Annotated in this window: 27 protein-coding genes and 2 pseudogenes; 17 read left to right on the top strand and 12 right to left on the bottom strand. The window is 61.3% G+C overall.

What is annotated here, in order from left to right; translation table 11 throughout:
- Positions 1-4: 4 nt before the first annotated feature.
- Positions 5-1381, top strand: a complete 1377-nt coding sequence (locus GF111_RS16730) for an amino acid permease (RefSeq protein WP_004937488.1) — start codon at positions 5-7, stop codon at positions 1379-1381.
- An 85-nt stretch (positions 1382-1466) separates the two neighbouring features.
- Here GF111_RS16730 and tnpA read toward each other — a convergent pair whose 3' ends face one another.
- The 4 genes and pseudogenes from tnpA to GF111_RS16710 form a co-directional block, all read right to left on the bottom strand.
- Entirely contained in the window at positions 1467-1904 is a 438-nt protein-coding gene (tnpA, locus tag GF111_RS16725) for an IS200/IS605 family transposase (RefSeq protein WP_038874510.1), read from the bottom strand.
- Between the two features lie 167 nt (positions 1905-2071).
- Positions 2072-3260, bottom strand: a pseudogene (locus tag GF111_RS16720) (c-type cytochrome).
- Positions 3257-3811: a (2Fe-2S)-binding protein gene (locus tag GF111_RS16715; RefSeq protein ID WP_038879260.1), complete on the bottom strand. Its 555-nt coding sequence runs from the start codon at positions 3809-3811 to the stop codon at positions 3257-3259. Before GF111_RS16715 ends, GF111_RS16720 begins: the two are co-directional and overlap by 4 nt.
- On the bottom strand, positions 3808-6597 hold the full coding sequence (locus tag GF111_RS16710) for a xanthine dehydrogenase family protein molybdopterin-binding subunit (RefSeq protein ID WP_047729860.1): 2790 nt from the start codon (positions 6595-6597) through the stop codon (positions 3808-3810). The genes GF111_RS16715 and GF111_RS16710 overlap by 4 nt, the downstream gene beginning before the upstream one ends.
- Before the next feature lie 208 nt (positions 6598-6805).
- Between GF111_RS16710 and GF111_RS16705 the strand changes: the two genes are divergently transcribed.
- Both GF111_RS16705 and GF111_RS16700 read left to right on the top strand, forming a co-directional pair.
- The gene (locus tag GF111_RS16705; protein WP_048234662.1) at positions 6806-7390 is read left to right on the top strand and encodes an NTP transferase domain-containing protein; all 585 of its coding nucleotides are present in this window, start codon (positions 6806-6808) and stop codon (positions 7388-7390) included.
- Positions 7391-7398: 8 nt separating this feature from the next.
- The gene (locus GF111_RS16700; protein WP_048234663.1) at positions 7399-8451 is read left to right on the top strand and encodes an XdhC family protein; all 1053 of its coding nucleotides are present in this window, start codon (positions 7399-7401) and stop codon (positions 8449-8451) included.
- On the opposite strand, the gene GF111_RS16695 is transcribed toward GF111_RS16700, so the two are convergent.
- Entirely contained in the window at positions 8375-9241 is an 867-nt protein-coding gene (locus GF111_RS16695; RefSeq protein ID WP_048234664.1) for a helix-turn-helix domain-containing protein, read from the bottom strand. The two genes, GF111_RS16700 and GF111_RS16695, sit on opposite strands and share 77 nt — an antisense overlap.
- Before the next feature lie 150 nt (positions 9242-9391).
- Complete coding sequence (gene fumA, locus GF111_RS16690; protein WP_047729856.1) at positions 9392-11038, bottom strand: class I fumarate hydratase FumA; 1647 nt, start codon at positions 11036-11038, stop codon at positions 9392-9394.
- Between the two features lie 372 nt (positions 11039-11410).
- Here fumA and GF111_RS16685 point away from each other — a divergent pair, with 372 nt between their 5' ends.
- The 6 genes from GF111_RS16685 to ruvX all read left to right on the top strand — a co-directional run bounded on the left by GF111_RS16685 (position 11411) and on the right by ruvX (position 15613).
- Complete coding sequence (locus GF111_RS16685) at positions 11411-11923, top strand: SprT family zinc-dependent metalloprotease (protein WP_016930082.1); 513 nt, start codon at positions 11411-11413, stop codon at positions 11921-11923.
- A gap of 101 nt (positions 11924-12024) precedes the next feature.
- Positions 12025-12720, top strand: coding sequence for a deoxyribonuclease I (endA, locus tag GF111_RS16680; protein ID WP_147190712.1), 696 nt, complete (start codon positions 12025-12027; stop codon positions 12718-12720).
- A 69-nt stretch (positions 12721-12789) separates the two neighbouring features.
- A complete protein-coding gene (gene rsmE / locus GF111_RS16675) occupies positions 12790-13521 on the top strand; it encodes a 16S rRNA (uracil(1498)-N(3))-methyltransferase (protein ID WP_033635938.1) in 732 nt (243 codons plus the stop codon).
- 10 nt (positions 13522-13531) lie between these two features.
- The gene (gene gshB, locus GF111_RS16670; RefSeq protein ID WP_047729854.1) at positions 13532-14482 is read left to right on the top strand and encodes a glutathione synthase; all 951 of its coding nucleotides are present in this window, start codon (positions 13532-13534) and stop codon (positions 14480-14482) included.
- 145 nt (positions 14483-14627) lie between these two features.
- Complete coding sequence (locus GF111_RS16665; protein WP_033635940.1) at positions 14628-15191, top strand: YqgE/AlgH family protein; 564 nt, start codon at positions 14628-14630, stop codon at positions 15189-15191.
- Entirely contained in the window at positions 15191-15613 is a 423-nt protein-coding gene (gene ruvX, locus GF111_RS16660; protein WP_015379046.1) for a Holliday junction resolvase RuvX, read from the top strand. The genes GF111_RS16665 and ruvX overlap by 1 nt, the downstream gene beginning before the upstream one ends.
- Here ruvX and GF111_RS16655 read toward each other — a convergent pair.
- A complete protein-coding gene (locus GF111_RS16655; RefSeq protein WP_147190710.1) occupies positions 15610-16632 on the bottom strand; it encodes a type IV pilus twitching motility protein PilT in 1023 nt (340 codons plus the stop codon). The genes ruvX and GF111_RS16655 overlap by 4 nt on opposite strands.
- Positions 16633-16652: 20 nt before the next feature.
- On the opposite strand from GF111_RS16655, the gene GF111_RS16650 reads away from it, so the two are divergent.
- Genes GF111_RS16650 through hemW form a run of 6 tightly spaced genes read left to right on the top strand, consistent with a single transcriptional unit; the run spans position 16653 to position 20820 of the window.
- Entirely contained in the window at positions 16653-17360 is a 708-nt protein-coding gene (locus tag GF111_RS16650; RefSeq protein ID WP_048234668.1) for a YggS family pyridoxal phosphate-dependent enzyme, read from the top strand.
- Between the two features lie 19 nt (positions 17361-17379).
- Complete coding sequence (gene proC / locus GF111_RS16645; RefSeq protein ID WP_048234669.1) at positions 17380-18201, top strand: pyrroline-5-carboxylate reductase; 822 nt, start codon at positions 17380-17382, stop codon at positions 18199-18201.
- 31 nt (positions 18202-18232) lie between these two features.
- Positions 18233-18787 (top strand): YggT family protein, encoded by a 555-nt coding sequence (locus tag GF111_RS16640; RefSeq protein ID WP_047729850.1) that lies wholly within the window; start codon positions 18233-18235, stop codon positions 18785-18787.
- Positions 18784-19074: a DUF167 family protein YggU gene (yggU, locus tag GF111_RS16635; protein WP_047729849.1), complete on the top strand. Its 291-nt coding sequence runs from the start codon at positions 18784-18786 to the stop codon at positions 19072-19074. Before GF111_RS16640 ends, yggU begins: the two co-directional genes overlap by 4 nt.
- 17 nt (positions 19075-19091) lie before the next feature.
- On the top strand, positions 19092-19685 hold the full coding sequence (locus GF111_RS16630; RefSeq protein WP_047729848.1) for an XTP/dITP diphosphatase: 594 nt from the start codon (positions 19092-19094) through the stop codon (positions 19683-19685).
- A complete protein-coding gene (hemW, locus tag GF111_RS16625) occupies positions 19678-20820 on the top strand; it encodes a radical SAM family heme chaperone HemW (protein WP_060442859.1) in 1143 nt (380 codons plus the stop codon). Before GF111_RS16630 ends, hemW begins: the two co-directional genes overlap by 8 nt.
- Before the next feature lie 37 nt (positions 20821-20857).
- On the opposite strand, the pseudogene GF111_RS16620 reads toward hemW, so the two are convergent.
- From GF111_RS16620 to trmB, 5 genes and pseudogenes are all read right to left on the bottom strand, one after another.
- Positions 20858-20941: pseudogene (locus tag GF111_RS16620) on the bottom strand (DUF2442 domain-containing protein); the annotation flags it as partial.
- Positions 20942-21063: 122 nt separating this feature from the next.
- Complete coding sequence (locus GF111_RS16615; RefSeq protein WP_038879295.1) at positions 21064-21786, bottom strand: DUF2884 domain-containing protein; 723 nt, start codon at positions 21784-21786, stop codon at positions 21064-21066.
- A gap of 30 nt (positions 21787-21816) precedes the next feature.
- Positions 21817-22740, bottom strand: coding sequence for a glutaminase B (glsB, locus tag GF111_RS16610; protein ID WP_047730848.1), 924 nt, complete (start codon positions 22738-22740; stop codon positions 21817-21819).
- Between the two features lie 289 nt (positions 22741-23029).
- Positions 23030-23356 (bottom strand): YggL family protein, encoded by a 327-nt coding sequence (locus GF111_RS16605; protein ID WP_019456098.1) that lies wholly within the window; start codon positions 23354-23356, stop codon positions 23030-23032.
- A complete protein-coding gene (gene trmB, locus GF111_RS16600; protein ID WP_033654659.1) occupies positions 23356-24075 on the bottom strand; it encodes a tRNA (guanosine(46)-N7)-methyltransferase TrmB in 720 nt (239 codons plus the stop codon). Before trmB ends, GF111_RS16605 begins: the two co-directional genes overlap by 1 nt.
- Before the next feature lie 177 nt (positions 24076-24252).
- Between trmB and mutY the strand changes: the two genes are divergently transcribed.
- On the top strand, positions 24253-25353 hold the full coding sequence (gene mutY / locus GF111_RS16595; protein WP_004937408.1) for an A/G-specific adenine glycosylase: 1101 nt from the start codon (positions 24253-24255) through the stop codon (positions 25351-25353).
- Entirely contained in the window at positions 25350-25622 is a 273-nt protein-coding gene (locus tag GF111_RS16590; protein ID WP_004937404.1) for an oxidative damage protection protein, read from the top strand. Before mutY ends, GF111_RS16590 begins: the two co-directional genes overlap by 4 nt.
- The last annotated feature ends 34 nt before the right edge of the window (positions 25623-25656 follow it).

The raw sequence follows: 25656 nt of genomic DNA, 5'->3' as shown, positions 1-25656 counted from the left end.
ATTGATGGATGGTCAACAGCATGGTGACCAGCTGAAACGCGGCCTGAAAAACCGCCATATTCAGCTCATCGCCTTAGGTGGCGCAATCGGCACCGGGTTATTCCTCGGTATCGCTCAAACAATAAAAATGGCCGGCCCGTCAGTGCTCCTCGGCTACGCCATCGGCGGCTTCATCGCGTTTCTGATCATGCGCCAGCTGGGGGAAATGGTGGTGGAAGAACCGGTTGCCGGTTCCTTCAGCCATTTCGCCTACAAATACTGGGGCAACTTCGCCGGCTTCGCTTCCGGCTGGAACTACTGGGTGCTGTATGTCCTGGTGGCGATGGCGGAGCTGACCGCGGTCGGCATCTACGTGCAGTACTGGTGGCCGGAGATCCCCACCTGGGTCTCCGCCGCGGTGTTCTTCCTGGCGATCAACGCCATCAACCTGGCCAACGTTAAAGTTTACGGCGAGATGGAGTTCTGGTTCGCCATCATCAAGGTGGTGGCGATTATCGGCATGATCGTGTTCGGCGCCTACCTGTTGTTCAGCGGCATGGGCGGCCCGGAGGCCACCGTCACCAACCTGTGGGCGCAGGGCGGGTTCTTCCCGAACGGCGTCATGGGCCTGGTGATGGCGATGGCGGTGATTATGTTCTCCTTCGGCGGCCTCGAGCTGGTCGGCATCACCGCCGCCGAAGCCGACAATCCGCAAAAGAGCATTCCGAAAGCCACCAATCAGGTGATCTACCGCATCCTGATCTTCTATATCGGTTCGCTGGCCATTCTGCTGTCGCTGTACCCGTGGGGCAAAGTGGTCGAAGGCGGCAGCCCGTTCGTGCTGATCTTCCACGCGCTGAACAGCAACCTGGTGGCAACCGTGCTGAACATCGTGGTGCTCACCGCCGCGCTGTCGGTGTACAACAGCTGCGTCTACTGCAACAGCCGCATGCTGTACGGCCTGGCGCAGCAGGGCAACGGCCCGAAAAGCCTGCTGAAGGTCGACGGCCGCGGCGTGCCGGTGGTAGCCATCGGTATCTCCGCCCTCGCCACCGCGCTGTGCGTACTGATTAACTACCTGATCCCGGGGCGGGCCTTCGAACTGCTGATGGCGTTGGTGGTGTCGGCGCTGGTGATCAACTGGGCGATGATCAGCCTGGCGCACCTGAAGTTCCGCGCCGCCAAAAACCGCGAAGGCGTGGTGCCGAAGTTCAAAGCCTTCTGGTACCCGTTCAGCAACTATCTGTGCCTGCTGTTCATGGCCGGCATCCTGGTGATTATGTACCTGACGCCGGGCATTCAAATCTCGGTGCTGCTGATCCCGGTGTGGGTGGCGATCCTGGCCGTCGGTTACGCCATCAAACAGCGCAGCCAACGCGTCGACGGCGTCACCAGCCGTTGAATCCCGTGACCGCACAATAAGTAAAAGACCACCTCCTGAGGAGGTGGCTTTACACGACGCCCCCTAAAAGGGGGCCATTTTCGAGTTAATCCTGCAACAACTCCATCTGCTGTTCGATCTCTTGGTCCTTCTTATCCTGATGCCTCACGTATCGCCTGATAATTTCTTCGTTTACTCCTACCGTATCGACAAAGTATCCCCTTGCCCAAAAATGATTGCCCCACAACTTCTTTCGTATATGTGGAAAACGATTGTAAAGCCGGATTGCACTGCGTCCTTTCAGGACGCCCATCAACGTCGAAATCGATAGCTTCGGGGGGACTATCACGACCAGATGCACATGATCTGGCTGAATATTTAGCTCAAGGACTTCACAGTCCTTCATGTTGCAGAGGATATAAATTGTTCGGTAGAGCTCTTTACCCACCTTGTCGCGGAGGATTTTAAATCGATACTTCGGCGTCCACACCAGGTGGTATTTGCAACGCCAGAACACATGTGATGAACTCCTGTATAAACCCATGTTGGTGATTTCCTTCTTACTTGTGGTGAGTAAGCTGGAATATTCCGGCATGGGTTTCCTTCAGGCTAGAGCCTCACAGGTTCAATCACCACCTCCTTAGGAGGTGGTTTAAGGCTTACAATAAAATGGCCCGCAGATGCGGGCCATTTTTTTCGCCTGAACGCCGCTTACTTGCGCAGCGCTTTCACCTGCTCGGCGGTGATGTCCGCCGGCAAGCCGCCCCAGGTCACGCGCGAAGCCCGGCATGCTCTGCATGCTTTCATCGTTCGGGAACTGCTGGGCCGGCAGGCCGTCCAGCACCGACACGATCAGGTTCTTGCCGTCCGCCTGGCGCAGCGTGGCATTATCGCGCATCGCCGGTGCCACGTGCGGTTTGCCCTCGCCTTCACGCGCGTGGCAGCCGGCGCACTGATCCAGATAGGCCATGCGCCCGGCATCGCTGCCCTGGCCCATTTTCACCGGCACCGCCGCCGGCGGCTGCTCGCCCATCAGATACAGCGCCAGCGCCTGATGGTCTTCCGGCGTCAAATGACGGGTGCTGAGATCCACCACCATATGCATCTCGCTGAAGGCGGAACCCTGCGGCGCGAGGCCGGTGCTGAGGAAGCGGCTGACGTCCTGCGGCGTCCAGCCGCGCTGCGCCAGACCGTGCGGCGTAATGTCCGGTGCCATGAAGCGGCCGAGATCGCCGCCCTGCATCGGCTTAGCGAGATCCATCTGCCCCAGCGCGCCGCGCGGCGTGTGGCATTCGCCACAGTGCCCCAGCACGTCGGCCAGATAGCGGCCGCGCTGCCATTGCGGCGAACTGCCCTGTGAACTGGCCGGCAGCGGATCCTGGCTGCGGAACAGCAGATTCCAGCCGATCAGCGCCATGCGCTGGTTGAACGGGAACGGCATCTCGTTGGCCGGAATGGCCACGTCCACCGCCGGGCGCGTCATCAGGTAAACGTAGATGTCGTCAGCGTCCTGACGCGACATGCCCTTGTACGAGGTGTAAGGCATCGCCGGGTACAGGTGTCGCCCGCCCGGTGCCACGCCCTGCGTCAGCGCCAGGAAGAAGTCGTCCTTGGTCCAGCGCCCGATGCCGTGGTCGGCCGACGGCGTCAGATTGCTGCCGTAAATCGTGCCGAACGGCGTGTCCAGCGGATAGCCGCCGGCCAACGGCGCGCCGCCGCTGGCGGTATGGCAGGCGGCGCAGTCGGCAGCCTGAGCCAGATAGCGGCCGCGGGCGATCTGTTCGGCGCCGGCGGTCACCTGCTGCACCGGGCCGTCGTAACGGCGGTTTTCCCGCCACCACAGCAGCGCAATCACCACGATCGCCACCAGCAAAATCAACACTGCGAGACGTTTTTTCATTGCGCCGTCTCCTTCAGCAGGCCCGGCGTTTTCAGCACCACGTCGCGCACCGCTTCGTAGTAACGCACGTAGCCGGTGCAGCGGCAGATGTGGCTGTCCAGCGCCTGCTCGATGGCGCTTTCCAGCTGCTCGCGAGCGATAGGTTCACGCTTGAGCTTTTCCACGAAAATGGTGGCAGCATTGACGAAGCCCGGCGTGCAATAGCCGCACTGGAAGCTGTAGTGCTCCAGAAACGCCTGCTGGATCGGCGACAGTTCAACCACCTCGCCCTGCTCGTCCACCTTGGCGTGGCCTTCGACGGTACGCACTTTCTTGCCGTTAAAGAAATGCGCGCCGGTGATGCAGGTGCGCACCTCTTCACTGGTGCCGCTCGGGTGATCGACGATTGCCACGCAAGCGTGGCAAATGCCCTGCCCGCAGCCGAGGCGCGAACCGGTCAGGTCAAGGTACTCGTGCAGGAAATCGATCATCATCAAGCCTTCCGGCACCTCTATCGGGCCGTACTGCTTCTCGTTGATGGTCAGGGAGATCGGCTGGGTTTTAATGCTCATTGTAATACCTCACGAATATTTTCTGCACGAACGGGCAAATCACGGAAACGGTGGCCGGTGGCGTCGGCGATGGCGTTGACCAACGCGGCCACGATCGGGATCATCACCACCTCCGCCATGCCTTTCGGCGGATCGGTTTCCGACAGCGCCGGCAGGATGTCGCCGCTCTGTTTCCACACCGCCACGTCGCTGGCGCGCGGCAGGTGGTAACGGTTGAAGTTCCAGGTGCCGTTGCCCGGGCCGTCTTCGTACAGCGGTAAATATTCGTGCAGCGCATGGCCGATCCCCATCGCCAGCCCGCCCTGCAGTTGGCCGGAAACCAGTTCCGGCACGATCAGGTTGCCGCACTCCATGATCGAATGGTGATTCAGCAATTCCACCTGGCCGGTGGCGATATCCACCGCCACTTCCGCCAGCGTGCCGACGGCGCTGTAGTAGGTCACCGCCGCATTGTTGCGCTGGGTTGGCGGGTAGTAGACCTGCCCACGCGCCAGAGGTTTGAATTCGCCGCCGGCGTTGCGCAGCGCCATGCCGTCGATCGGCAGGCGTTCGCTTTTGCCGTTCAGCGTGAAATCGGCCTCCGCCCACTGCCAGCGGTTGAAAACGTGCACCGCCGCGCCGGTGACGCCGCCCATCTGATAGGCCGTCTTGGCCAGCAGCTCGAGGCTCAGCACCGACATGCCCGCCGCCGTCAGGCCGCCCTCGACCCAACGCGCATCTTCACGCCGCACCACCAGCGGCGCCGCCTGGCCGCCGCCGATACCGGCCTGCCACAACGCCATCGCCGCCGGCCACAGGCCGTGATCGAAAATCAGGCGCGCCGCTTCGCGGGTGCTGTGCGAGAAGTAATAGGCCGAGTTGCTGGCGCTGGACGGCGAGCAGTAGCTCGGCGTCCAGTTGGGGTTGGTTTGCAGCTTATCCTGCTCCTCTTGCGACATCAGGTAAGGATCGCCGCTGGTGACCATCGGCAGCACCGACCAGTCGGTGACCGAGAAATGCGCTTCGTCGGCCGGTTTGCCCAACCACTGCGCGCACAGCACCGACTGCGAGGTCGACATGCCGGTGCCCATCTCCGCGCCGCTGTGATGCAGCGTAATGCGGCCGTCTTCGCTCAGCTCCACCCGGGCGAACGAGGTTTCCGCCCCGGTACCGAAGTCTTTTTGCACGCAGCCGAAGCCAACGCCATAGCGCTTGCCGGGATGGCGGCTCTCAAACTCGGCCTTGCGTTCGGCGCGCTTGAGCCACATCTCATGCTTCGCCGCCTTCTCCAGCACTTCATCGGCGCGGATCGCACCGGCAGGGATCGCCCCCTGGGTGTTTTTCATGCCGGATTTCAGCACGTTGCGCAGGCGGAACTCGATCGGGTCGATCTTCAGTTCGGCGGCCAGCTCGTCCACCATCATCTCGGTGGCGGCCATGCTCTGCAGCGTGCCGTAACCGCGCGCCGAGCCGGCGTCGATGGCGCGCGAGGCCAGCCCGACCGAGGACAGATCGCTTTTCGGGAAGTAGTAAATCGACTGGGCGGCGGTCGCGCCGACCATCACCACCGAAGGGGTAAAGTTGCTGCGGCCGCCGCCGTCCGCGGTCATGTCGCCGAGGAACGACTGCATAACGCCGGTCTGGCGATTCACCGCGATGCGGTAATTCATATCGAACGCGTGGCGCTTCAGCGCCGTCTGGAACTGCTCGAAGCGGTCGTTGGCCAGGCGCACCGGGTGGCCGTCGCCGTACATCGCCGCCACCGCGCCGTAATACGGGAAGTTGTAGTGATCTTTCGAACCATAGCCCACGGTGTAGCACGGGTGCAGGATCAGCTGTTTCACCGGCGGATTGCGCTTGGCCAGCATGCGCGGCATCTCGTCGGCCACTTCCTGCGGCGACTGGGTCGGCACCACCAGATGCAGCGTTTGCGTCTCGGCGTCGAACCAGCCGTTGGCGTTGTCCGGCTCCAGCGCCGAGGTATCGATCGACTGCGTGGTGTAGCGGCGCGACATCACCAGCCAATCGGCCGGCGGATTGGCCATCTCGTCGGCGATCAGGCCCGCATAGCGCATGCCTTCCTGATCCAGCTTGCCGCCCTCGCGCCCTTCCGGCCACACCGGCAGGTGTTTTTTCATCGATACCGGGAAGATTGGCGTGTCCTTCAGGCTGGAGAAGCGATCGTCGTCGAACGGTTGATCGCCCCCCACCCGCACATAGCGGAAGCTGCCCCAGGGATCGCGCTCCAGCGGGCCGGTGACCGCGCCGTATTTGATGGTCTCTTCGCGGAATTTCAGCTTGTCCTTGGCGAAGCGGAAACGGGCGAAGTCGTGATAGATCAGGATCGCCACCGCCTGGCCAAGGTAGGCCGGGGTTTTGCCGCTCGGCAGCAGCATGTCGTCACCGTAGAACGCCGGGAAGGCCAGGCCGTCGCGCGCCAGATCTTCCGCCGTCACCAGGCGATCCGGCTGCAGGTCGTCCCCCAACAGCGACAGATCGACCCCTTCGAACAGCCGGTCGGCTTTGGTGACGCGCAGAATGAAGGCGTGCGCTTGTTTCTGTGGCCAGTGCGGCATGTCCACCGCGCGGATATCGCGCGCGAACACCTTCTGCCCCATGACCTTGGCGCGGCCATCGATACGGAAACGGACGCGTTTGGTCTGCGGATCCCAGTTGGGTGACTGGAGGATTTTTTGCTCGAACAGCGCGGCGTAGGCGCGGCTGTACAGGGGCGCGAGATACACAGACACCCCCGCAATCACGGCGCTTTTGATAAAGCGGCGCCGCGACGGGTTGAAATTGCTCATAAATAAGTCCTTCACGTCTTTCTTGTAATTGGTTTTTGTTCGCGGTGTTGTTGCGCAAACGCTGACGACCTTGCCGTAGACGTCATAAGCATATGCTTATAACTAAAATTATGTGATGATTAACAGGCCGTTTTCAACAAAAAAACATTTGCAAAACACAGGTAGTTTGTAGGCTAATAAATAATTTGCGCAAACGCGGACTTCAACCATGACCACGGGCATTGTCATCACCGCCGCCGGACGCGGGGAGCGCTTTATTCAGGCCGGCGGCCAAGGCAATAAATTGAACGCCGGATTTGCCGACGCGGCGGGCGAGCGGCGATCGCTGTTCGAACACACCCTGCGCCAGGCATTGGCTTCCGGCCTGCCGATACAGGTGGTGACCCGGCCGGATAATCTGCCGGTGCTGGCAGCCTGCGCCGCCAATCAGGTGCCGGTCACCCTGCTCGCCAGTTCGGGCCTCGGCGACTCGATCGCCGCGGGCGTTGCCGCCACACCGCACTGGCAGGGCTGGCTGATCCACCTGGCCGATATGCCGTTCGTCGGCGCCGAGGTTTTCCGGCAGGTGGCGGATGCCTTACGGCAGCACGCGATCGTGCGCCCCAGCTATGCGCAACAGCCCGGTCACCCGGTTGGTTTTTCCGCCCTATTGCGCAAACCCCTTTGCCAACTGCGCGGCGATAATGGCGCACGTGAACTGCTGCAAGGCGCGGCAGTGCACCTGCTGCCGCTTGAGCACCCCGGCGTCGTGCAGGATATTGATCTTCCATCGCAACTCCCGGCCAGCGAGTAAATTCACCTATGCAACATCTTGATGTCACCGTGGTCAGCCAGGCGATAAGCTGGCTGCAGCAACAACCGGTCTGGTTATGCACCGTGCTCAGTACCTACGGCTCTTCGCCGCGGTCGCCGGGCGCGCTGATGGCGGCGACCCGCGACGGCTGCTACAGCGGTTCGCTGTCGGGCGGCTGCGTGGAGGAGGATTTTTTGCGCCGCGTGGCCGCCGGGGAGTACCAGGCGGCCAGCCAGGTGATCCGTTACGGCGAAGGCGGCATGACGCCCAACGTGGCGCTGCCCTGCGGCGGCGTGCTGGACGTGCTGATCGAATACCTGCCGGCGGGTGAAGACAGCATCGCTTACCTGCAACGCATCGCCGGCGCGCTGGAAGGGCATCACGCGTTGATCAAACGCCTGACGCTGCCCAACGCCTGCCACAGCCTCGAGCAAAGCCACTTCACCAGCGCCACGCAGGTCGAACGCCGGCTCGAGCAGATCACCCTGCACATCGCGGCGGCGCCGCGCCTGCTGATCGCCGGGCTTTCCAGCGTGGCGCTGTACTGCGCCGATTTCGCCGTGGCGCTGGGGTTTGAGGTGCTGGTGTGCGAGAACCGCCCGGAGGTGCTGGATAACTTTGCCGCCGAGCTGAAACCGGGCGTGACGTTGCTGCGCCAGTTTCCGGCCAAATTTATTGAAGAAGGGGGATGCCACGCCAATACCGCCGTCGTGGCGCTGACCCACGATCCGCGCATGGACGACCTGACACTGATGGAAGCGATCCACACTCCGGCGTTTTACATCGGGGCCATGGGATCGCTCAGAAACAGCGCGCGGCGGCGCCAGCGTTTGCAGCAGATTGCCGAATTCACGCCGCAGGAGCTGGAACGCATCCATGCGCCGATCGGCCTGCCGCTGGGCAGCAAAACCCCGGCGGAGATCGCCCTGGCGGTGATGGCGGCGATCGTGCAGCAAAAAAACCGGCTGCCGGCCGCCGACGGGATCAATGCAGCGGCACCACCGGCACCAGATGCTGCAGCTCCAGATGCAGTTCCTCTTTCCCGCTCAGCGAATAGCTGAACACCGTAATGTCCGGCCCGTCACCGCGGGCCAGCCCCATTTCGGGCAACACCTGCGTGTAGATCTGAATGATGTGGTCGTTGAGCGCCACCGGCTTGCCGGAATAGCGAAAACGGCAAAACTCGCCGTGGATCTCCGGCAGCGGCTCCAGCACCACGCCTTCGCGCAGCGGGTATTCCGTCGTCACGCCCAGGGTATAATCGACCCTGACCCGCTCGCCGTCCGGCACCAGCTGGGTAAACGAATAGGTTTGCGTCGGGCGCTCGCCCAACAAGGTGTAGAACTGCCCCCGCAGCGCGCTGCGCTGCGGCAGGTGCGACTTGTCCAGCTTCTCGATATCCAGGTGATAAGCGTACCGCTTGCCGTGAAAGGCGTATTGCCCCCGGGCGATGCTGACGCGTTCAACCTGAATATCGCCGGGCTGGCTGGCCGCCAGCGAACGCACCAGATTGCTGAAGTCCTGCTTGCGGGCATGGCGATACACGCTGGGCGATTCGGCGAAGTGTTTCTTGAAACAGCGCGAGAACGTCTGCTGGTTATCGAATTGGTATTCGACCGAGATATCGAGAATGCTCTTCTGCGTGAAACGCAAGGCGAAGGCGGCGAGGTAGAGGCGGCGAGCGCGGATGTACGAGGCTAACGATAACCCGGTCTGCTTCTTGAACATGCGCTGCAGGTACCATTTCGTATAGCCTGACTTGGCGGAAACGATATCCAACGACAGCGGATTGGTCAGGTTATCTTCAATCCAGACCAGCAATTCCTTGATATGACTTTCCTGCGTACCCATGTGCTTGCCGAACCTTCTGTTGCCGATATTCCATTAGTCGAATTTTAGTGCTATCCGCGTAGGGTATACAGGTTAAAACTCGACGTCCAGCAAGCTACAGGACTTTACACACTCCCCTTCACCGCCCGCAGGCGGCGAAGGGGGTCGCGCTTATTTCAGGCAGCTGGAGCATTGACCGGCCTGGATCTTCTGGAAGAAGTCATTGCCTTTGTCATCCACCAAGATAAACGCCGGGAAATCCTCCACTTCGATTTTCCAGATCGCTTCCATGCCCAGCTCAGGATACTCCACGCACTCCAGGCTCTTGATGCTCTGCTGCGCCAGCACCGCCGCCGGGCCGCCGATGCTACCGAGATAGAAACCACCGTGCTTGTGGCAGGCATCCGTCACCTGCTGGCTGCGGTTGCCTTTCGCCAGCATGATCATGCTGCCGCCGTGGGATTGCAGCAGATCGACGTAAGAGTCCATACGCCCGGCGGTGGTTGGCCCCAGCGAACCGGACGCGTAGCCCTCCGGCGTTTTGGCCGGGCCGGCGTAGTAGATCGGGTGATCCTTGACGTACTGCGGCAGGCCTTCACCGCGATCCAGACGCTCTTTCAGCTTGGCGTGCGCGATATCGCGGCCGACGATGATGGTGCCGCTCAGCGACAGGCGGGTGGAAACCGGGTACTGCGACAGCTGTTTAAGGATCTCGGCCATTGGGCGGTTGAGATCGACTTTGATCGCCTCGCCTTCCCCGGCCTGACGCAGTTCCTGGGGAATGAATTTACCCGGGTTGTGCTCCAGTTTTTCCAGCCAGATGCCGTCGCGGTTGATCTTACCTTTGATGTTGCGGTCCGCCGAGCACGAGACGCCCATGCCGACCGGGCAGGACGCGCCGTGGCGCGGCAGGCGCACCACGCGAATATCGTGCGCGAAGTATTTGCCGCCGAACTGCGCGCCCAGACCCAGGTTCTGCGCTTCTTGCAGCAGTTCCGCTTCGAGTTCCAGATCGCGGAACGCCTGGCCATGCTCGTTGCCTTCGGTCGGCAGGCCATCGTAATACTTGGTCGAGGCCAGCTTGACGGTTTTCAGCGTCGCTTCCGCCGAGGTGCCGCCGATGACGAACGCCACGTGGTACGGCGGGCAAGCCGCGGTGCCCAACGTGCGCATCTTGTCGACCAGGTAGTTTTTCAGTTTGCCCGGCGACAGCAGCGCCTTGGTTTCCTGATACAGATAGGTTTTGTTGGCGGAACCGCCACCCTTGGCGATGCACAGGAACTTGTACTCTTCGCCGTCCACGCTGTAGAGATCGATCTGCGCCGGCAGGTTGCTGCCGGTATTGACCTCTTTGTACATATCCAGCGCGGCGTTCTGCGAATAGCGCAGGTTCTCTTCGATGTAGGTGTTGTACACCCCGCGCGACAACGCCGCTTCATCGCCGCCGCCGGTCCAGACGCGCTGGCCCTTTTTGCCGACGATGATCGCCGTGCCGGTGTCCTGGCAGGTCGGTAAAATACCCTTGGCGGCGATTTCTGAGTTACGCAGAAATTGCAGCGCAACGTACTTGTCGTTTTCGCTGGCTTCCGGATCGTCGAGGATATCGGCCACCTGCTGTTGGTGCGCCGGGCGCAGCATGAACGAGGCGTCGTGGAATGCATGCTGGGCAAGCAGGGTTAACGCTTCAGGGGCAACTTTCAGAATTTCCTGGCCTTCAAATTCGCTCACGGAAACGTGGTCGCGGCTCAGCAGGTAGTATTCGGTATCGTCTTTCTTCAGCGGGAACGGATCTTGATAGTGGAACGGTTTATTCGACATTGATCTCTCACTTGCAACATCAGCTGCGTTAAATTCACACTTGCGGCGCACGGCTCGGCGCCTTGTCAAAAAACTGCCTCCACCTTACGTATTTTTAATCAGTCAGTTATTGCGCCAAATCGCAAAATAACCGCTCTTTGCGTAAGGGATTACCACAGGCGGCGTTTCAACCTTGCTCGGTGAGAACTGCGGGTACAGGCTCATCATGCACGCTTTATTATCCCGCAGTTAACACATTGATTACAATCCATCGGCGGCGATCGTCTTATCAATGTGGCGAAAAACCGGCGCACAGCGCCAAGAAAGCGTCGGATGCGGATTTAAGCCGGGGCATATTGTCAGCCGCCGCGCCATTGCTTAAGCTAGGCCGCAATGAACAAACCAAGAATCCCCATCGCGCTGCAACAAGCGGTGATGCGCTGCCTGCGAGAAAAGCTGCAGTTGGCACGCCGGCATTTTGCCGTCGAGTTCCCCGAACCCAGCATCGTCTATCAGCAACGCGGCACCAGCGCGGGCACCGCCTGGCTGCAAAGCTGGGAAATCCGTCTGAACCCGGTGCTGCTGCTGGAAAACCAACAGCCGTTTATCGATGAAGTGGTGCCGCACGAGCTGGCGCACCTGCTGGTGTTTCGCCAATTCGGCCGGGTGGCGCCGCACGGCCGCGAATGGCGCTGGATGATGGAAAGCGTACTGCTGACCCCCGCCAGCCGCACTCACCGTTTCGAAACCGCCTCGGTGCAAAGCAAAACCTTCCCCTACCGCTGCGGCTGCGGACAGCACCAGCTCACCATTCGCCGCCATAACCGCGTGCTGCGCGGCGAAAGCGAATACCGCTGCCGCCGGTGCGGCGAAAAACTGAAATTTCTTGCTAGCGAGAACCTTTAGTTAAACGATTTATACGTTAAAACAAGCAAATATCGCCATTTGCCACTGCCGGCAAGTTCCGTTACCCTGCCTGCTTTTCCAATTTTGAGCTGTTTTGGAATATGCTTCGCAGAATTTTGTTTATGGCGGTTTTCGCCGCAGGCACCGTACAGGCGCACGGCATCAATAATTTTTCTCAGGCCAAGGCGGCGGCGGCCAAGATTAACCAGGATGCGCCGGGCAGTTTTTACTGCGGCTGCCGCATCGACTGGCAAGGCAAGAAGGGCATCCCGGATCTCGCCGGCTGCGGCTATCAGGTGCGTAAAAACGCCCAACGCGCGCAGCGTATCGAGTGGGAACACGTGGTGCCGGCCTGGCAGTTCGGCCACCAGCTGCAGTGCTGGCAGGACGGCGGGCGCAAGAACTGCAACAAAGACGCCACCTATCGCCAGATAGAAACCGATCTGCACAACCTGCAGCCGGCGATCGGCGAAGTGAACGGCGATCGCAATAACTTCATGTACAGCCAATGGAACGGCGGTAAAGGCCAATACGGGCAATGCCCGATGAAGGTGGACTTCAAGAATAAACAGGCGGAGCCGCCCGCCCGCGCCCGCGGCGCCATTGCCCGCACCTACTTCTACATGCGCGATCGCTACCAGCTGCGGCTGTCACGCCAGCAAACCCAGCTGTTCGAGGTGTGGAACCGGCAATATCCGGTGAGCCAATGGGAATGTCAGCGTGAAGCACGTATCGCCAAGGTGCAGGGCAACCACAACCCCTATATTCAACAGGCTTGTCAGCAGCGGAAAAGCTAACCTACTATAGCCTTTATCTTTCATGGCGCCGCCAACCCGCGGCGCCGTTTCGTCAGGATCAGACTACCCATGCGCATACCCCGCATTTACCATCCGCAGCCGTTGACCGATCGGGCGGAGATCGCCCTCAGCGAGGACGCCGCCAACCACGTCGGCCGCGTGCTGCGCATGAGCGCCGGCCAGGCGCTGCAGCTGTTCGACGGCAGCAACCAGGTGTTCGACGCCGAGATAGTTCGGGTGGACAAAAAGAGCGTGCTGGTGCGCCTCGGCGACGGCCGCGTGGATGACATCGAATCGCCGCTCAACCTGCATCTGGGCCAGGTGATCTCGCGCGGCGAGAAGATGGAGTTCACCATTCAGAAGTCCATCGAGCTGGGCGTCAACGTCATTACCCCGCTGTTTTCCGAGCGCTGCGGCGTCAAACTGGACGGCGAGCGTCTGGCGAAGAAAATCCAGCAATGGCAAAAGATCGCCATCGCCGCCTGCGAACAGTGCGGCCGCAACCGCATTCCCGAAATCCGCGAGGCGATGTCGCTGGAAGCGTGGTGCGCCGAGCAGGACGGCAGCCTGAAGCTCAACCTGCATCCGCGCGCCAGCCACAGCATCAACACGCTGCCGCAGCCGGTAGACCGCGTCCGCCTGCTGATCGGCCCGGAAGGCGGTTTGTCCGCCGACGAAATCGCCATGACCACCAACCACGGATTTACTGATATTCTGCTGGGGCCACGCGTGCTGCGTACCGAAACCACAGCGCTCACCGCCATTACCGCTCTGCAGGTCCGCTTCGGCGACCTGGGTTAAAGGAGAAAAGATGATTAAGCTCGGCATCGTGATGGACCCTATCGACTCCATCAACATCAAGAAAGACACCAGCTTCGCCATGCTGCTCGAAGCGCAGCGCCGCGGTTACGAATTGCACTACATGGAGATGAACGATCTCTATCTGCACGCCGGTGACGGGCGCGCCCGCACTCGCCTGCTGAGCGTGAAGGAAGACAAGGAGAACTGGTTCAGCTTCGGCAGCGAGCAGGATCTGGCGCTGCACGATCTGGACGTGATCCTGATGCGCAAGGATCCGCCGTTCGATACCGAATACATCTACGCGACCTACATTCTGGAGCGCGCCGAAGTCAAAGGCACGCTGGTGGTCAACAAACCGCAAAGCCTGCGCGACTGCAACGAGAAGCTGTTCACCGCCTGGTTCCCGGAACTGACGCCGGACACGCTGGTCAGCCGCAGCGCCGCGCACATCCGCAAATTCCACCAGCAGCACGGCGACGTCATCCTGAAACCGCTGGACGGCATGGGCGGCGCGTCTATCTTCCGCGTGAAGCAGGACGATCCTAACCTGTCGGTGATCATCGAAACCCTGACCGAACACGGCAGCCGTTTCTGCATGGCGCAGAACTTCCTGCCGGCGATCAAGGACGGCGACAAACGCATTCTGGTCGTTGACGGCGAGCCGGTGCCTTACTGCCTGGCGCGCATTCCGGCGCAGGGTGAGACCCGTGGCAACCTGGCGGCCGGCGGCCGCGGCGAAGCGCGTCCGCTGAGCGAGAGCGACTGGAAAATCGCCCGCGCCGTCGCGCCGACGCTGAAAGAGAAAGGGCTGATCTTCGTCGGCCTGGACGTGATCGGCGATCGCCTGACCGAAATCAACGTGACCAGCCCAACCTGCGCGCGCGAAATTGAGGCGGCATTCCCGATCTCGATTACCGGCATGCTGATGGACGCGATTGAAAAGCGCCTGGCAGCGAAGTAATGCGTCATGCGGGCGGCCTGCCGCCCGCTATCCTGCATCGCGCCCACCAAAGCGCGCCTTTGCACGCGGCTTGAAAGGCGGCGGGTATAGCCGCATACTGGCGGCTGTTTATTTTCTCACCCATTGATTACCTGATACTAACGCCATGAATTTACAGCACCATTTTCTGATCGCCATGCCCACCCTGCAGGATCCTCGCTTCAAGCGCTCGGTGATTTACGTCTGTGAGCACAACGAAGAAGGCGCCATGGGTTTGGTGATCAATAAACCGGTGGAGCAGTTCACGGTAGCCACGGTACTGAGCAAGCTGAAGATCATGCCGCCTGCGCGCGATCCGGCCATCAGCCTGGACAAGCCGGTGTTCGCCGGCGGCCCGCTGGCGGACGATCGCGGATTTATCCTGCATACGCCGCGCCACGGCTTCGGTGCCAGCATTCAAATTTCCCCCAACACCATGATCACCACCTCGAAAGACGTGCTGGAAACGCTCGGCACCCCGGAACAACCGGACGACGTGCTGGTGGCGCTGGGTTATGCGGGTTGGGAAAAGGGCCAGCTGGAGCAGGAGGTGTTGGAGAACGCCTGGCTGACCATCGAGGCCAACACCGACATTCTGTTCCGCACGCCGATCGCCAGCCGTTGGCGCGAGGCGGGGAACCTTCTGGGTATCGACATTCGCAGCATCGCCAACCACGCAGGACACGCCTGATGAGCAACCGTACCATTATCGCCTTCGACTTCGGCACCAAAAGCATCGGCGCGGCCGTCGGCCAGGAGTTGACCGGCAGCGCCCGCGCCCTGCCGGCCTTCAAAGCGCAGGACGGCTCGCCAGACTGGCTGAAAATCGAAAAGCTGCTGAAGGAGTGGCAGCCGGATCTGGTGGTGGTCGGCCTGCCGCTGAACATGGACGGCACCGAACAACCGGTGACCGCCCAGGCGCGCAAGTTCGCCAACCGGCTGCACGGCCGCTTCGGCATCCAGATCGATCTGCATGACGAGCGCCTGAGCACCGTGGAGGCGCGCGCCAACCTGTTCGATCGCGGCGGCTTCCGTGCGCTCGACAAAGGCAGCGTGGATTCCGCCTCTGCGGTGGTGATCCTCGAAAGCTGGTTCGAACGGCAGCTGGGTTAACTCCCCGCCCCTTCGCCAACACAATCCCCCAACACGCCGGCGTCGATCCGCTGCTGCAAACCTTGCTCAAAGGTTTGCATGCCGGACTGCGCGCCGGTTTGCAACACGCTCGCCAACTGATGGGTTTTCCCTTCGCGGATCAGGTTGCTGACCGCCGCCGTCGCCGTCAGCACCTCAAAGATCGCCACTCGCCCGCCGCCGGGCCGCCTCATCAGCTTTTGCGCGATCACCGCCTGCAGGCTGCCGGCCAGCTGGGCGCGCACATAGGGTTTCTCTTCCGCCGGAAACACATCCACCAGCCGTTCCACCGCCTGCGGCGCGCTGCGGGTGTGCAACGTCGCCAGCACCAGATGGCCAGTCTCCGCCGCGGTGAGCGCCAGCCGAATGGTGGCAACATCGCGCAGCTCGCCCAGCAGGATCACATCCGGATCTTCGCGCAGCGCAGCGCGCAACGCCGTATCGAAGCTGTGACTGTCGCGGCCGATCTCCCGCTGCTGGATCAGCGAACGTCGGCTACGGTGCAGGAATTCGATCGGATCCTCCAGCGTCAAAATGTGCCGCGGCTGGTGCCGGTTGATCTCGTCGATCATCGCCGCCAGCGTGGTGGATTTGCCGCTGCCGGTGGCGCCGGTGACCAGAAGAAGCCCGTCGTCGCGCCGCAGCAGCGCCGGGACGATGGCCGGCGGCGCCAGCTCGGCAAGCGAAGGCGCCTGCCCGGCGATGCGCCGCAATGCGAGAGACATCCCCGCGCTTTGCTGAAAAACGTTGGCTCGCAGCCGCTCCCCACCCGGCCTGTGCAGCGCCAGATCGATCTGCCCCAGCCGCCGCAGGCTCTCGCGCTGCTGCGCACTCAGCAATCCGTCGCAGAGGGCCTGCACGCCTTGCGCCGTCAGCGTTGACGCCGCCGCCAGCGGCTGCAGTTCACCGTCGATGCGCAACATCGGCGGATGACCGGCACAAAGGTGCAGATCGGAAGCATTATGCTTTACACTAAGGGCCACGAATTCATCGATATCCATATCACTCTCCCGGGTCAATAATGAGCACTATCCAACAGAACCTGCAGGATGTCAGAAACCGCATCGCGGCCGCCGCGCAAAACTGCGCGCGGGCGCCAGAACAAGTTGCTCTGCTTGCAGTCAGCAAAACCAAACCTGTGGCGGCGATCGAAGAAGCCATCGCCGCGGGCCAGCGCGCCTTCGGCGAGAACTACGTGCAGGAAGGGGTAGACAAGATCCGGCATTTCGCCGAGTCGCCGCAGAACGGCGAGTTGGTGTGGCACTTTATCGGCCCGCTGCAATCCAATAAGAGTCGGCTGGTGGCGGAACACTTCGCCTGGTGCCATACCGTAGATCGGCTGCGCATCGCCCAGCGCCTGAGCGATCAGCGCCCGGCCGGCATGCCGCCGCTCAACGTGCTGATTCAAATCAACATCAGCGATGAGCAGAGTAAATCCGGCATCGCGCTGGCCGAGCTGCCGGCGTTAGCCGAAGCGATCGCCGCGCTGCCGAACCTGGCGCTGCGCGGCCTGATGGCCATCCCGGCGCCGGAAGCGGATTACCAGCGGCAGCTGGCGGTATTCAGCCGGATGAACGACGCCTTTCTCGCCCTGCGTCAGCGTTATCCGCAGGCCGATACGCTGTCGATGGGCATGACGGACGACATGGCGGCGGCGATCGCCGCTGGCAGCACCCTGGTGCGCATCGGCACCGCAATTTTTGGCGCCCGCGACTACTCGCAGGCCTGACAAACAGACGAGGGATTTGATGCAACATCGCAAGATTACCTTTATCGGCGCCGGCAACATGGCGCGTGCAATCATCGCCGGCCTGGTGGCGGGCGGCTATCCGGCCAAATCCATCAGCGTCTGCGCCCCTTCGGCGAAAAACCGTGACGCGCTGGCGGCAGACTACGGCATCGTCAGCAGCGGCGACAACGTCGCCTGCGCGCGCGAGGCCGACGTGGTGGTGCTGGCAGTCAAACCGCAGATGATGGCCGACGTTTGCCAACCGCTGCGCGAGCAGGTCGATTTCAGCGGCAAACTGGTGCTGTCGATCGCCGCCGGCATTCAGGTCAGCCGTTTCTATCAGCTGCTCGGCGACAAGCTGAACATCGTGCGCATCATGCCCAACACCCCGTCGCTGGTCGGCAAGGGCATGAGCGGATTGTACGCGCCGGCGCAGGTCAGCCGGCAGGATCGCGACTACACCGGCGATTTAATGGCGTCGGTCGGTAAAGTTTGCTGGGTCGATGACGAAAATGGCATCAACGGCGTGATCGCCGCCGCAGGCAGCGCCCCGGCCTATTTCTTCCTGTTTATGGAGGCGATGCAAAAAGAGGCCGAACGCATGGGCTTCGACAGCCAGACCGCGCGCGATCTGGTGCAGCAGGCCGCTTCCGGCGCCGCCGCCTTGGTGGAAGCCAACCCGGATACGCCGCTGGGCACGCTGCGCGAGCAGGTGACCTCCAAAGGCGGCACCACCGCCGAAGCGCTGCGGGTGTTCAACGAACGCCAACTGCCGGAAACCGTGGCGCAAGCGATGCAGGCCGCCGTTTCCCGCGCGCAAGAGATGGAAAAATTATTTTAAATAACCATGAGTTAAGGAGAAGGACCACTTCATGCTAACGCTGACTTTCCTGGTCAAGACCGTTATTGATCTGTACGTGATGGTGCTGTTGCTGCGCATTTGGATGCAATGGACGCGCACCGATTTTTATAACCCGTTCTCGCAGTTTGTGGTGAAGATCACCCAGCCGGTCGTCGGCCCACTGCGCCGTATTATCCCGTCGCTGGGGCCTATCGACAGCGCTTCGCTGTTGCTGGCGTTCCTGCTGATGACCATCAAGTATCCGCTGCTGCTGCTGATCCAGGGCGGCGCGATGTCGCTCAGCCCGTATAACCTGCTGTTCGGCCTGATCTCGCTGGTGAAATCCGCCGGCTACCTGATCTTCTGGGTGATGATCATTCGTGCGCTGATGAGCTGGATCAGTCAGGGCCGCAGCCCGATCGACTACGTGATGTACCAGCTGACCGAACCCTTGATGGCGCCGATCCGTCGCATCCTCCCGGCGATGGGCGGCATCGACTTTTCCGCCATGGTGGTGATCCTGATCCTCTATCTGATCAACTACCTGGGCATGGATCTGTTCGGCGAGATCTGGTTCCTGCTGTGAGTGCAGTCACTCCGGCGCTGGACGGGCTGGCGATCAGGCTATATATTCAGCCGAAAGCCAGCCGCGACCAAATTATCGGCTTGCATGGCGACGAAGTGAAAGTCGCCATCACCGCCCCGCCGGTCGACGGCCAAGCCAACGCCCATTTGATCAAGTTTATCGCCAAGCAGTTCAAAGTGGCGAAAAGCAACGTCACCATCGAGAAAGGCGAACTGGGGCGGCATAAACAGTTACGCATCGTGAATCCGCAACAGATCCCCGCCGTGGTCGCGGCGCTCATCGAATAATTTTCAAGGTAGTCATTATGCAAAAAGTCGTTCTTGCCACCGGTAACCCGGGCAAAGTGCGCGAACTTGCCGACCTGTTGGCCGATTTCGGCCTGGACGTGGTCGCGCAAACCGATCTGGGCGTGGAATCCGCCGAAGAGACCGGGCTGACGTTTATCGAAAACGCCATTCTGAAAGCGCGCCATGCGGCACAGGTCACCGGCCTGCCGGCGATCGCCGACGATTCCGGCCTGGCGGTCGACGCGCTGGGCGGCGCGCCGGGCATCTACTCCGCACGCTATGCCGGTGAAGACGCCGACGATCGGCAGAACCTCGACAAGCTGCTGGCGGCGCTGAAAGGCGTAGCGCCGGGCCGGCGCGGCGCGCAATTCCACTGCGTGCTGGTCTATCTGCGCCATGCAGAAGATCCGACGCCGCTGGTGTTCCACGGCAGCTGGGCCGGTGAGATCACCGAGCAGGCCGCCGGCGAAGGCGGCTTCGGTTACGATCCTGTCTTCTACGTGCCGGAGCTGGGCCGCACCGCCGCCGAGCTGAGCCGCGACGAGAAGCGGGCGATTTCGCACCGCGGCAAGGCGCTGACGCTGATGTTGGAAGCCATGCGCAATGCTTAAGCTGCCCCCGCTGAGTCTCTACATTCACATCCCGTGGTGCGTGCAGAAATGCCCGTACTGCGACTTCAACTCCCATGCGCTGAAGGGTGACGTGCCGCATCAGGAGTATGTCGATCATCTGTTGGCGGATCTGGATGCCGACCTGCCGCTGGCCGGCGGCCGGGAGATAAGCACCATCTTCATCGGCGGCGGCACCCCCAGCCTGCTGAGCGCCGAGGCGATGCAAGCCTTGCTGGACGGCGTGCGGGCGCGCATTCGCGTCGCCGACGATGCTGAAATCACCATGGAGGCCAACCCCGGCACCGTGGAGGCCGATCGCTTCAGCGGCTACCAGCGCGCCGGCGTCAACCGCATCTCCATCGGGGTGCAAAGCTTCAGCGCCGAGAAGCTGACCCGCTTAGGGCGCATCCACGGCCCGAAAGAGGCCAAGCGCGCGGCAACGCTGGCGACCGGTCTCGGCCTGCGCAGCTTCAACCTCGATCTGATGCACGGCCTGCCGGATCAGTCGCTGGAAGAGGCGCTGGACGATCTGCGCCAGGCTATTGCCCTGAACCCGCCGCACCTGTCGTGGTATCAGCTGACCATCGAGCCGAACACCCTGTTCAGCTCGCGCCCGCCGGTTTTGCCGGACGACGACGCGCTGTGGGACATCTTCGAACGCGGCCACCAGCTGCTGAGCGCCGCCGGCTATCAGCAGTATGAAACCTCGGCCTACGCCAAGCCGGGCTATCAATGCCAGCACAACCTCAACTACTGGCGCTTCGGCGACTACTTGGGGATCGGCTGCGGCGCGCACGGCAAGGTGACCTTCAGCGACGGGCGCATCCTGCGCACCGCCAAGACCAAGCACCCGCGCGGCTTTATGCGCGGCGACTACATGGACAAGCAGCATGAGGTAGCGGCGGCGGATCGGCCGTTCGAGTTCTTCATGAACCGCTTCCGCCTGCTGGAAGCTGCGCCGCGCGCCGACTTCGTCAACTACACCGGGCTGGCGGAAAGCGTCATTCGCCCGCAGCTGGACGAAGCGCTGGCCAAAGGCTATCTGGAAGAAACCGCGGAGCACTGGCAAATCACCGAGAAGGGCAAACTGTTCCTCAACTCGCTGCTGGAACTGTTCCTGGCGGACGACGAGTAAAAAAAAAGCGCTGAATAATCAGCGCTTTTTTTCATGTTCAGGCGGCATTATGAGGGCGATGCGTCACGTCGCCACGCCCCTTCAGCAATCCCTCAACGGAAACATCCTCGTCCAACGCGTCTCAAAGCTGACGCGTTTAGCCGAAATACTCATGCCAAGCCGCCAAAAACAATGCCTGATAGGTATCAACCAGAATTTCGCTTCGCCTCAGCGTCTCTGATATGGATATGCGATATCTATCCGTCACTTCAACGCTTTAAGCAGATCCTTGCGCTGGGTTTCCAGTGCGGTGACGCGGTTGCAAACGTCGTGACCGAAGTTCTGGAAATCCTGCTCCTGGTTGTTCCATTCGTTCTGGATCGCCTTCTGCAAGCCGCCCAAATTGCCCATGATCGCCTGCAGCGGGTTGCCGCCGCTGTTGGCAGCCTGTTTGACGCCCATCTCGTTCAGGCTGTCCTGCAGCACGCCGCCCATGCTCTGCTGCACGATGTTGCGGCCGTCCTGTTCCACCTGGTCGATCGCCTTGTGGTGGAAGGTCAGGCCGTCGCTGCGGTGCTCGATGATGCGGTTCATCTGCTGCTTCAGCTGGCCGTTCAGGGTGGTCAGCCGGTTGCGCACGTTGCTGTTGCTGCCCAGCTCTTTGACGATCACTTTATCCAGCGCTGCGCGGGCTTTCTCCAGGTGCTTCTGCGCGCCGTCGTCGATCCACGGCAGCTGCTTGCGCAGCGCGCTCTGGTAACTGAAGGCTTTCTGCCGCTGGCTGTCGCTCAGGCTCAGCGCCTGACCGTTGCGGATCACGTCGCCATCCGGCGATATTTGCAGGTCGCCGCTGGCGCCTTTCACCTGCACGCTCTGCGGGCTGATGATCACATCGTCCTGGGGTTTAACGCTGCATTGGTACTCGGCGTGGGCCTGTGCGGCAGTCGCCGCCAGCAGCAGTAAGGCTAACCCGGTTTTCTTCAACATAGCTTCTCCTGACTCCCATCCTGATTGGGATTAAAAAATCGAACGACCGATACGTTGAGACAACAGTTCCAGCGCCGCAGTTCCCGCCAGCGAGTTGCCGGAAGCATCCAGCTCCGGCGACCAGACGACGATCGACAGCTCGCCCGGCACGATGGCCACGATGCCGCCGCCCACGCCGGACTTGCCCGGCATCCCCACCCGATAGGCGAATTCGCCGGCGCCGTCGTACATGCCGCTGGTCATCATCAGGGCGTTGATCTGTCGGGCCTGCAGCGGGCTGATCACCGCCTCGCCGTTGAGATCGCGGCCGTGATTGGCCAGATAGACGAAGCTGCGCGCCAGCTCCACGCAGCTCATGCGCAGCGCGCAGTAGTGGAAATAGGTTTGCAGCACGGTGATCACGTCGTTTTCGAAGTTGCCGAACGACTTCATCAGATAGGCGATGGCCGCATTGCGATCGGAATGTTCGAACTCGGAGCGCGCCACCCGCAGGTCATAGGCCAGGTCGTCTTCACCGGCCAACTGACGCACCACCTCCAGCATGCGCTGTTTGGGGGCGCTGAGCCGGGTTTGCAGCATGTCGCACACCACCAGCGCGCCGGGGTTGATAAACGGATTGCGCGGTTTGCCCTGCTCCATCTCCAGCTGCAGCAGCGAGTTGAACGGCAGGCCGGAAGGCTCTTTGCCGACGCGCCGCCAGATCTCAGGCTCCTGATAGCGCGTCAGCGCCAGCGTCAGGCTCAGCACTTTGGAGATCGACTGAATGGAGAAGCGCTCCGCGGCGTCGCCGGCCTGGAACAGTTCGCCGTCCACCGTGCAGACGGCGATCGCCAGCCGATCGGCGGGCACTTCCGCCAACGCCGGGATGTAGTCGGCCACTTTCCCCTGGCCAATCAGCGGGCGCACCTGTTGCAGGATCTCCTCCAGCAACGCGTTATCCAATGTTGTTACCACCTCGGTCACACTCCGGGCAAAACAAAGGCGCCGTTAAGGCACCTTAAATCCATCCCCGTCATACTTGAATCCGCATCTGTGTTGGCTGCGCAGTTACTCGGCCCATCCGTGGGCCTCACCCCTTCGGGGCCGCTGCAAACAGCGTTTAAATCTGCTCCCGGCTGATTTTTCACCCCAGTCACTTACTGAAGTAAGCTCCTGGGGACTCACCCTCTTGCCGCCGTGATGCGAATCCAATTATTTAGGGGGAAATAAGCGGCGCGAAGCCGCGCTCATCGGGCAAGCGCGATCAATCCCACCAGATATCGAACAGATCGCTGACCTTAACGTCGGTCAGTTTGCGCGCTTCCAGCCAGTTTTTCACCAGCTCGCGCTGCTCGTCGGTGCAGTGGCCGATCTTCTGCAGGCAGATCAGACCTTCCCACTGCAGGTAGCCGCTGCCGTCAAACGCCAGGCCGTTCGGCTCGATCACTTCATCGATGAAGGTATCCAGCGTGCTGTCGATGTCTTCCACCGACGTGCCTTCGGCGAAGCGCCAGGCTACGGAGAAACCCAGCTCCTGAAATTCTTCAATGTGCAACTTTTTACGTAAACGACGACTGCGGTTCTTAGCCATTATTCTTTCCTCTCAAACATCAAGTCCCAAACGCCATGTCCCAGGCGCTGGCCGCGTAATTCAAACTTCGTCAGTGGGCGCGAATCCGGACGCGGCACGTAATCATTATCGCTGGAAAGATTACGGTAGCCTGCGACCCCGTTCATAACCTCTAACATATGTTCCGCATAAGGTTGCCAATCGGTGGCCATGTGGAAGACGCCGCCGGTCTTCAGCTTGCGCAGCACCAGTTCGACAAACGGCGTTTGCACGATGCGGCGCTTGTTGTGGCGCGCCTTGTGCCACGGATCGGGGAAGAACAGCTGCACCATGTCCAGCGAGCCGTCCGGGATCATGTTTTCCAGCACCTCAACCGCGTCGTGGCACATCACGCGCAGGTTGCTCAGCTTCGCCTCGTGGGCGTCGGCCAGGCAGGCACCCACGCCCGGCGAGTGCACTTCGATCCCTAAAAAGTTCTGCTGCGGGTTGTTGCCCGCCATGGTCACCAGTGAGGCGCCCATGCCAAAACCGATCTCCAGCACCGTCGGCGCGTCGCGGCCGAACAGCGCGGCGAGATCGACAGCGTCAGCCTGATACTCCACGCCCATCACCGGCCAATAGTTCTCCAGCGCGTGCTGCTGGCCTTTGGTCAGCCGCCCCTGGCGGCGGACAAAACTGCGGATACGGCGCATCGCGCGGCCGTTCTCATCAAATTCCGGGGAGATGACGTCATTAATCATAGTGCTTTCTGTCTGTTTGGCTGCCAATTAGGGAAACGCGCATTATGCAAAGATACATTGGTTTAGCAAGTGTTCATCTTCTGTACCCGCCGTGCGGCGTCGGAAAGTTCCGGTTTACAGCACCATGACTCTATGCTGCAATCTCGCTTCATTTTCTGCCGGATAACGACGCTGCTCATGATGCAAGCACAACAATTCGCACAGGTGGTGCTTGACTGGTATCAGCGCTACGGTCGCAAGACCCTGCCGTGGCAGCTGGAAAAAACCGCCTATCAAGTATGGCTCTCCGAGGTGATGTTGCAACAGACCCAGGTTGCCACCGTCATTCCTTATTTTCAGCGCTTTATGGCCCGTTTTCCCAACGTGCGCGCGCTGGCGGAAGCCCCGCTCGACGAAGTGCTGCATCTGTGGACCGGCCTCGGCTATTACGCCCGCGCCCGCAACCTGCACAAGGCGGCGCAGACCATTGTCGCACAGCACGGCGGCGAGTTCCCGACAACCTTCGCAGAAATTGCCGATTTACCGGGCGTCGGCCGCTCTACCGCCGGCGCGGTGCTGTCGTTGGCGCTGGGTCAACACTATCCGATCCTCGACGGCAACGTGAAGCGCGTGCTGGCCCGCTGCTACGCGGTGGAGGGCTGGCCGGGCAAGAAAGAAGTCGAAAACCGGCTGTGGAAAATCAGCGAAGAGGTCACCCCGGCACAGGGCGTCGGCCAGTTCAACCAGGCAATGATGGATCTGGGCGCCATGGTCTGCACCCGCTCCAAGCCCAAGTGCGAACTCTGCCCGCTCAACGTCGGCTGCCTGTCTTACGCCAACCACAGCTGGGCCAACTACCCCGGCAAGAAACCCAAGCAGACCCTGCCGGAAAAAACCGCCTACTTCTTATTGCTGCAGCACGGCGACCGGGTGTGGCTGGAGCAGCGCCCGGCGGTGGGCCTGTGGGGTGGCCTGTTCTGCTTCCCGCAGTTCAGCGCGCGCGTGGATTTGGAACTCTGGCTGCAGCAGCGCGGTCTGAAAGGCAAGCGCCTGGAGCAGCTGACCGCGTTTCGCCACACGTTCAGCCATTTCCACCTCGATATCGTGCCGATGTGGCTGTCGCTCGACGCGGCGGGCAGCGGCATGGATGAGGGCGCGGGTCTCTGGTATAACTTAGCGCAGCCGCCGTCGGTCGGGCTGGCAGCGCCGGTGGATCGCCTGTTGCAACAGCTGGCGAAGCAGCCCCCGATCCAACAAAACTTATATGGCGATAGCGCCATCGATGAGGAATTAGCATGAGCCGCACCATTTTTTGTACTTTCCTGCAGCGCGACGCCGAAGGCCAGGACTTCCAGCTTTATCCCGGTGACGTCGGCAAGCGCATCTACAACGAGATCTCCAAGGAAGCCTGGGGCGAGTGGATGAAGAAGCAGACCATGCTGATCAACGAGAAGAAGCTGAACATGATGAACGTGGACGACCGCAAGCTGCTGGAAGAGGAAATGATCAAGTTCCTGTTCGAAGGGCACGACGTGCACATCGAAGGCTATACGCCGCCGAGCGAATAACGCTGTTGGGGCCAGGCGCTGGCCCGCTTCAATC

Origin of the sequence: Serratia sp. HRI (assembly GCF_010119335.3) — a bacterium.
Taxonomy (GTDB): Bacteria; Pseudomonadota; Gammaproteobacteria; order Enterobacterales; family Enterobacteriaceae; genus Serratia; species Serratia nevei.
This window is presented reverse-complemented; position numbering and strand designations above follow the sequence as displayed.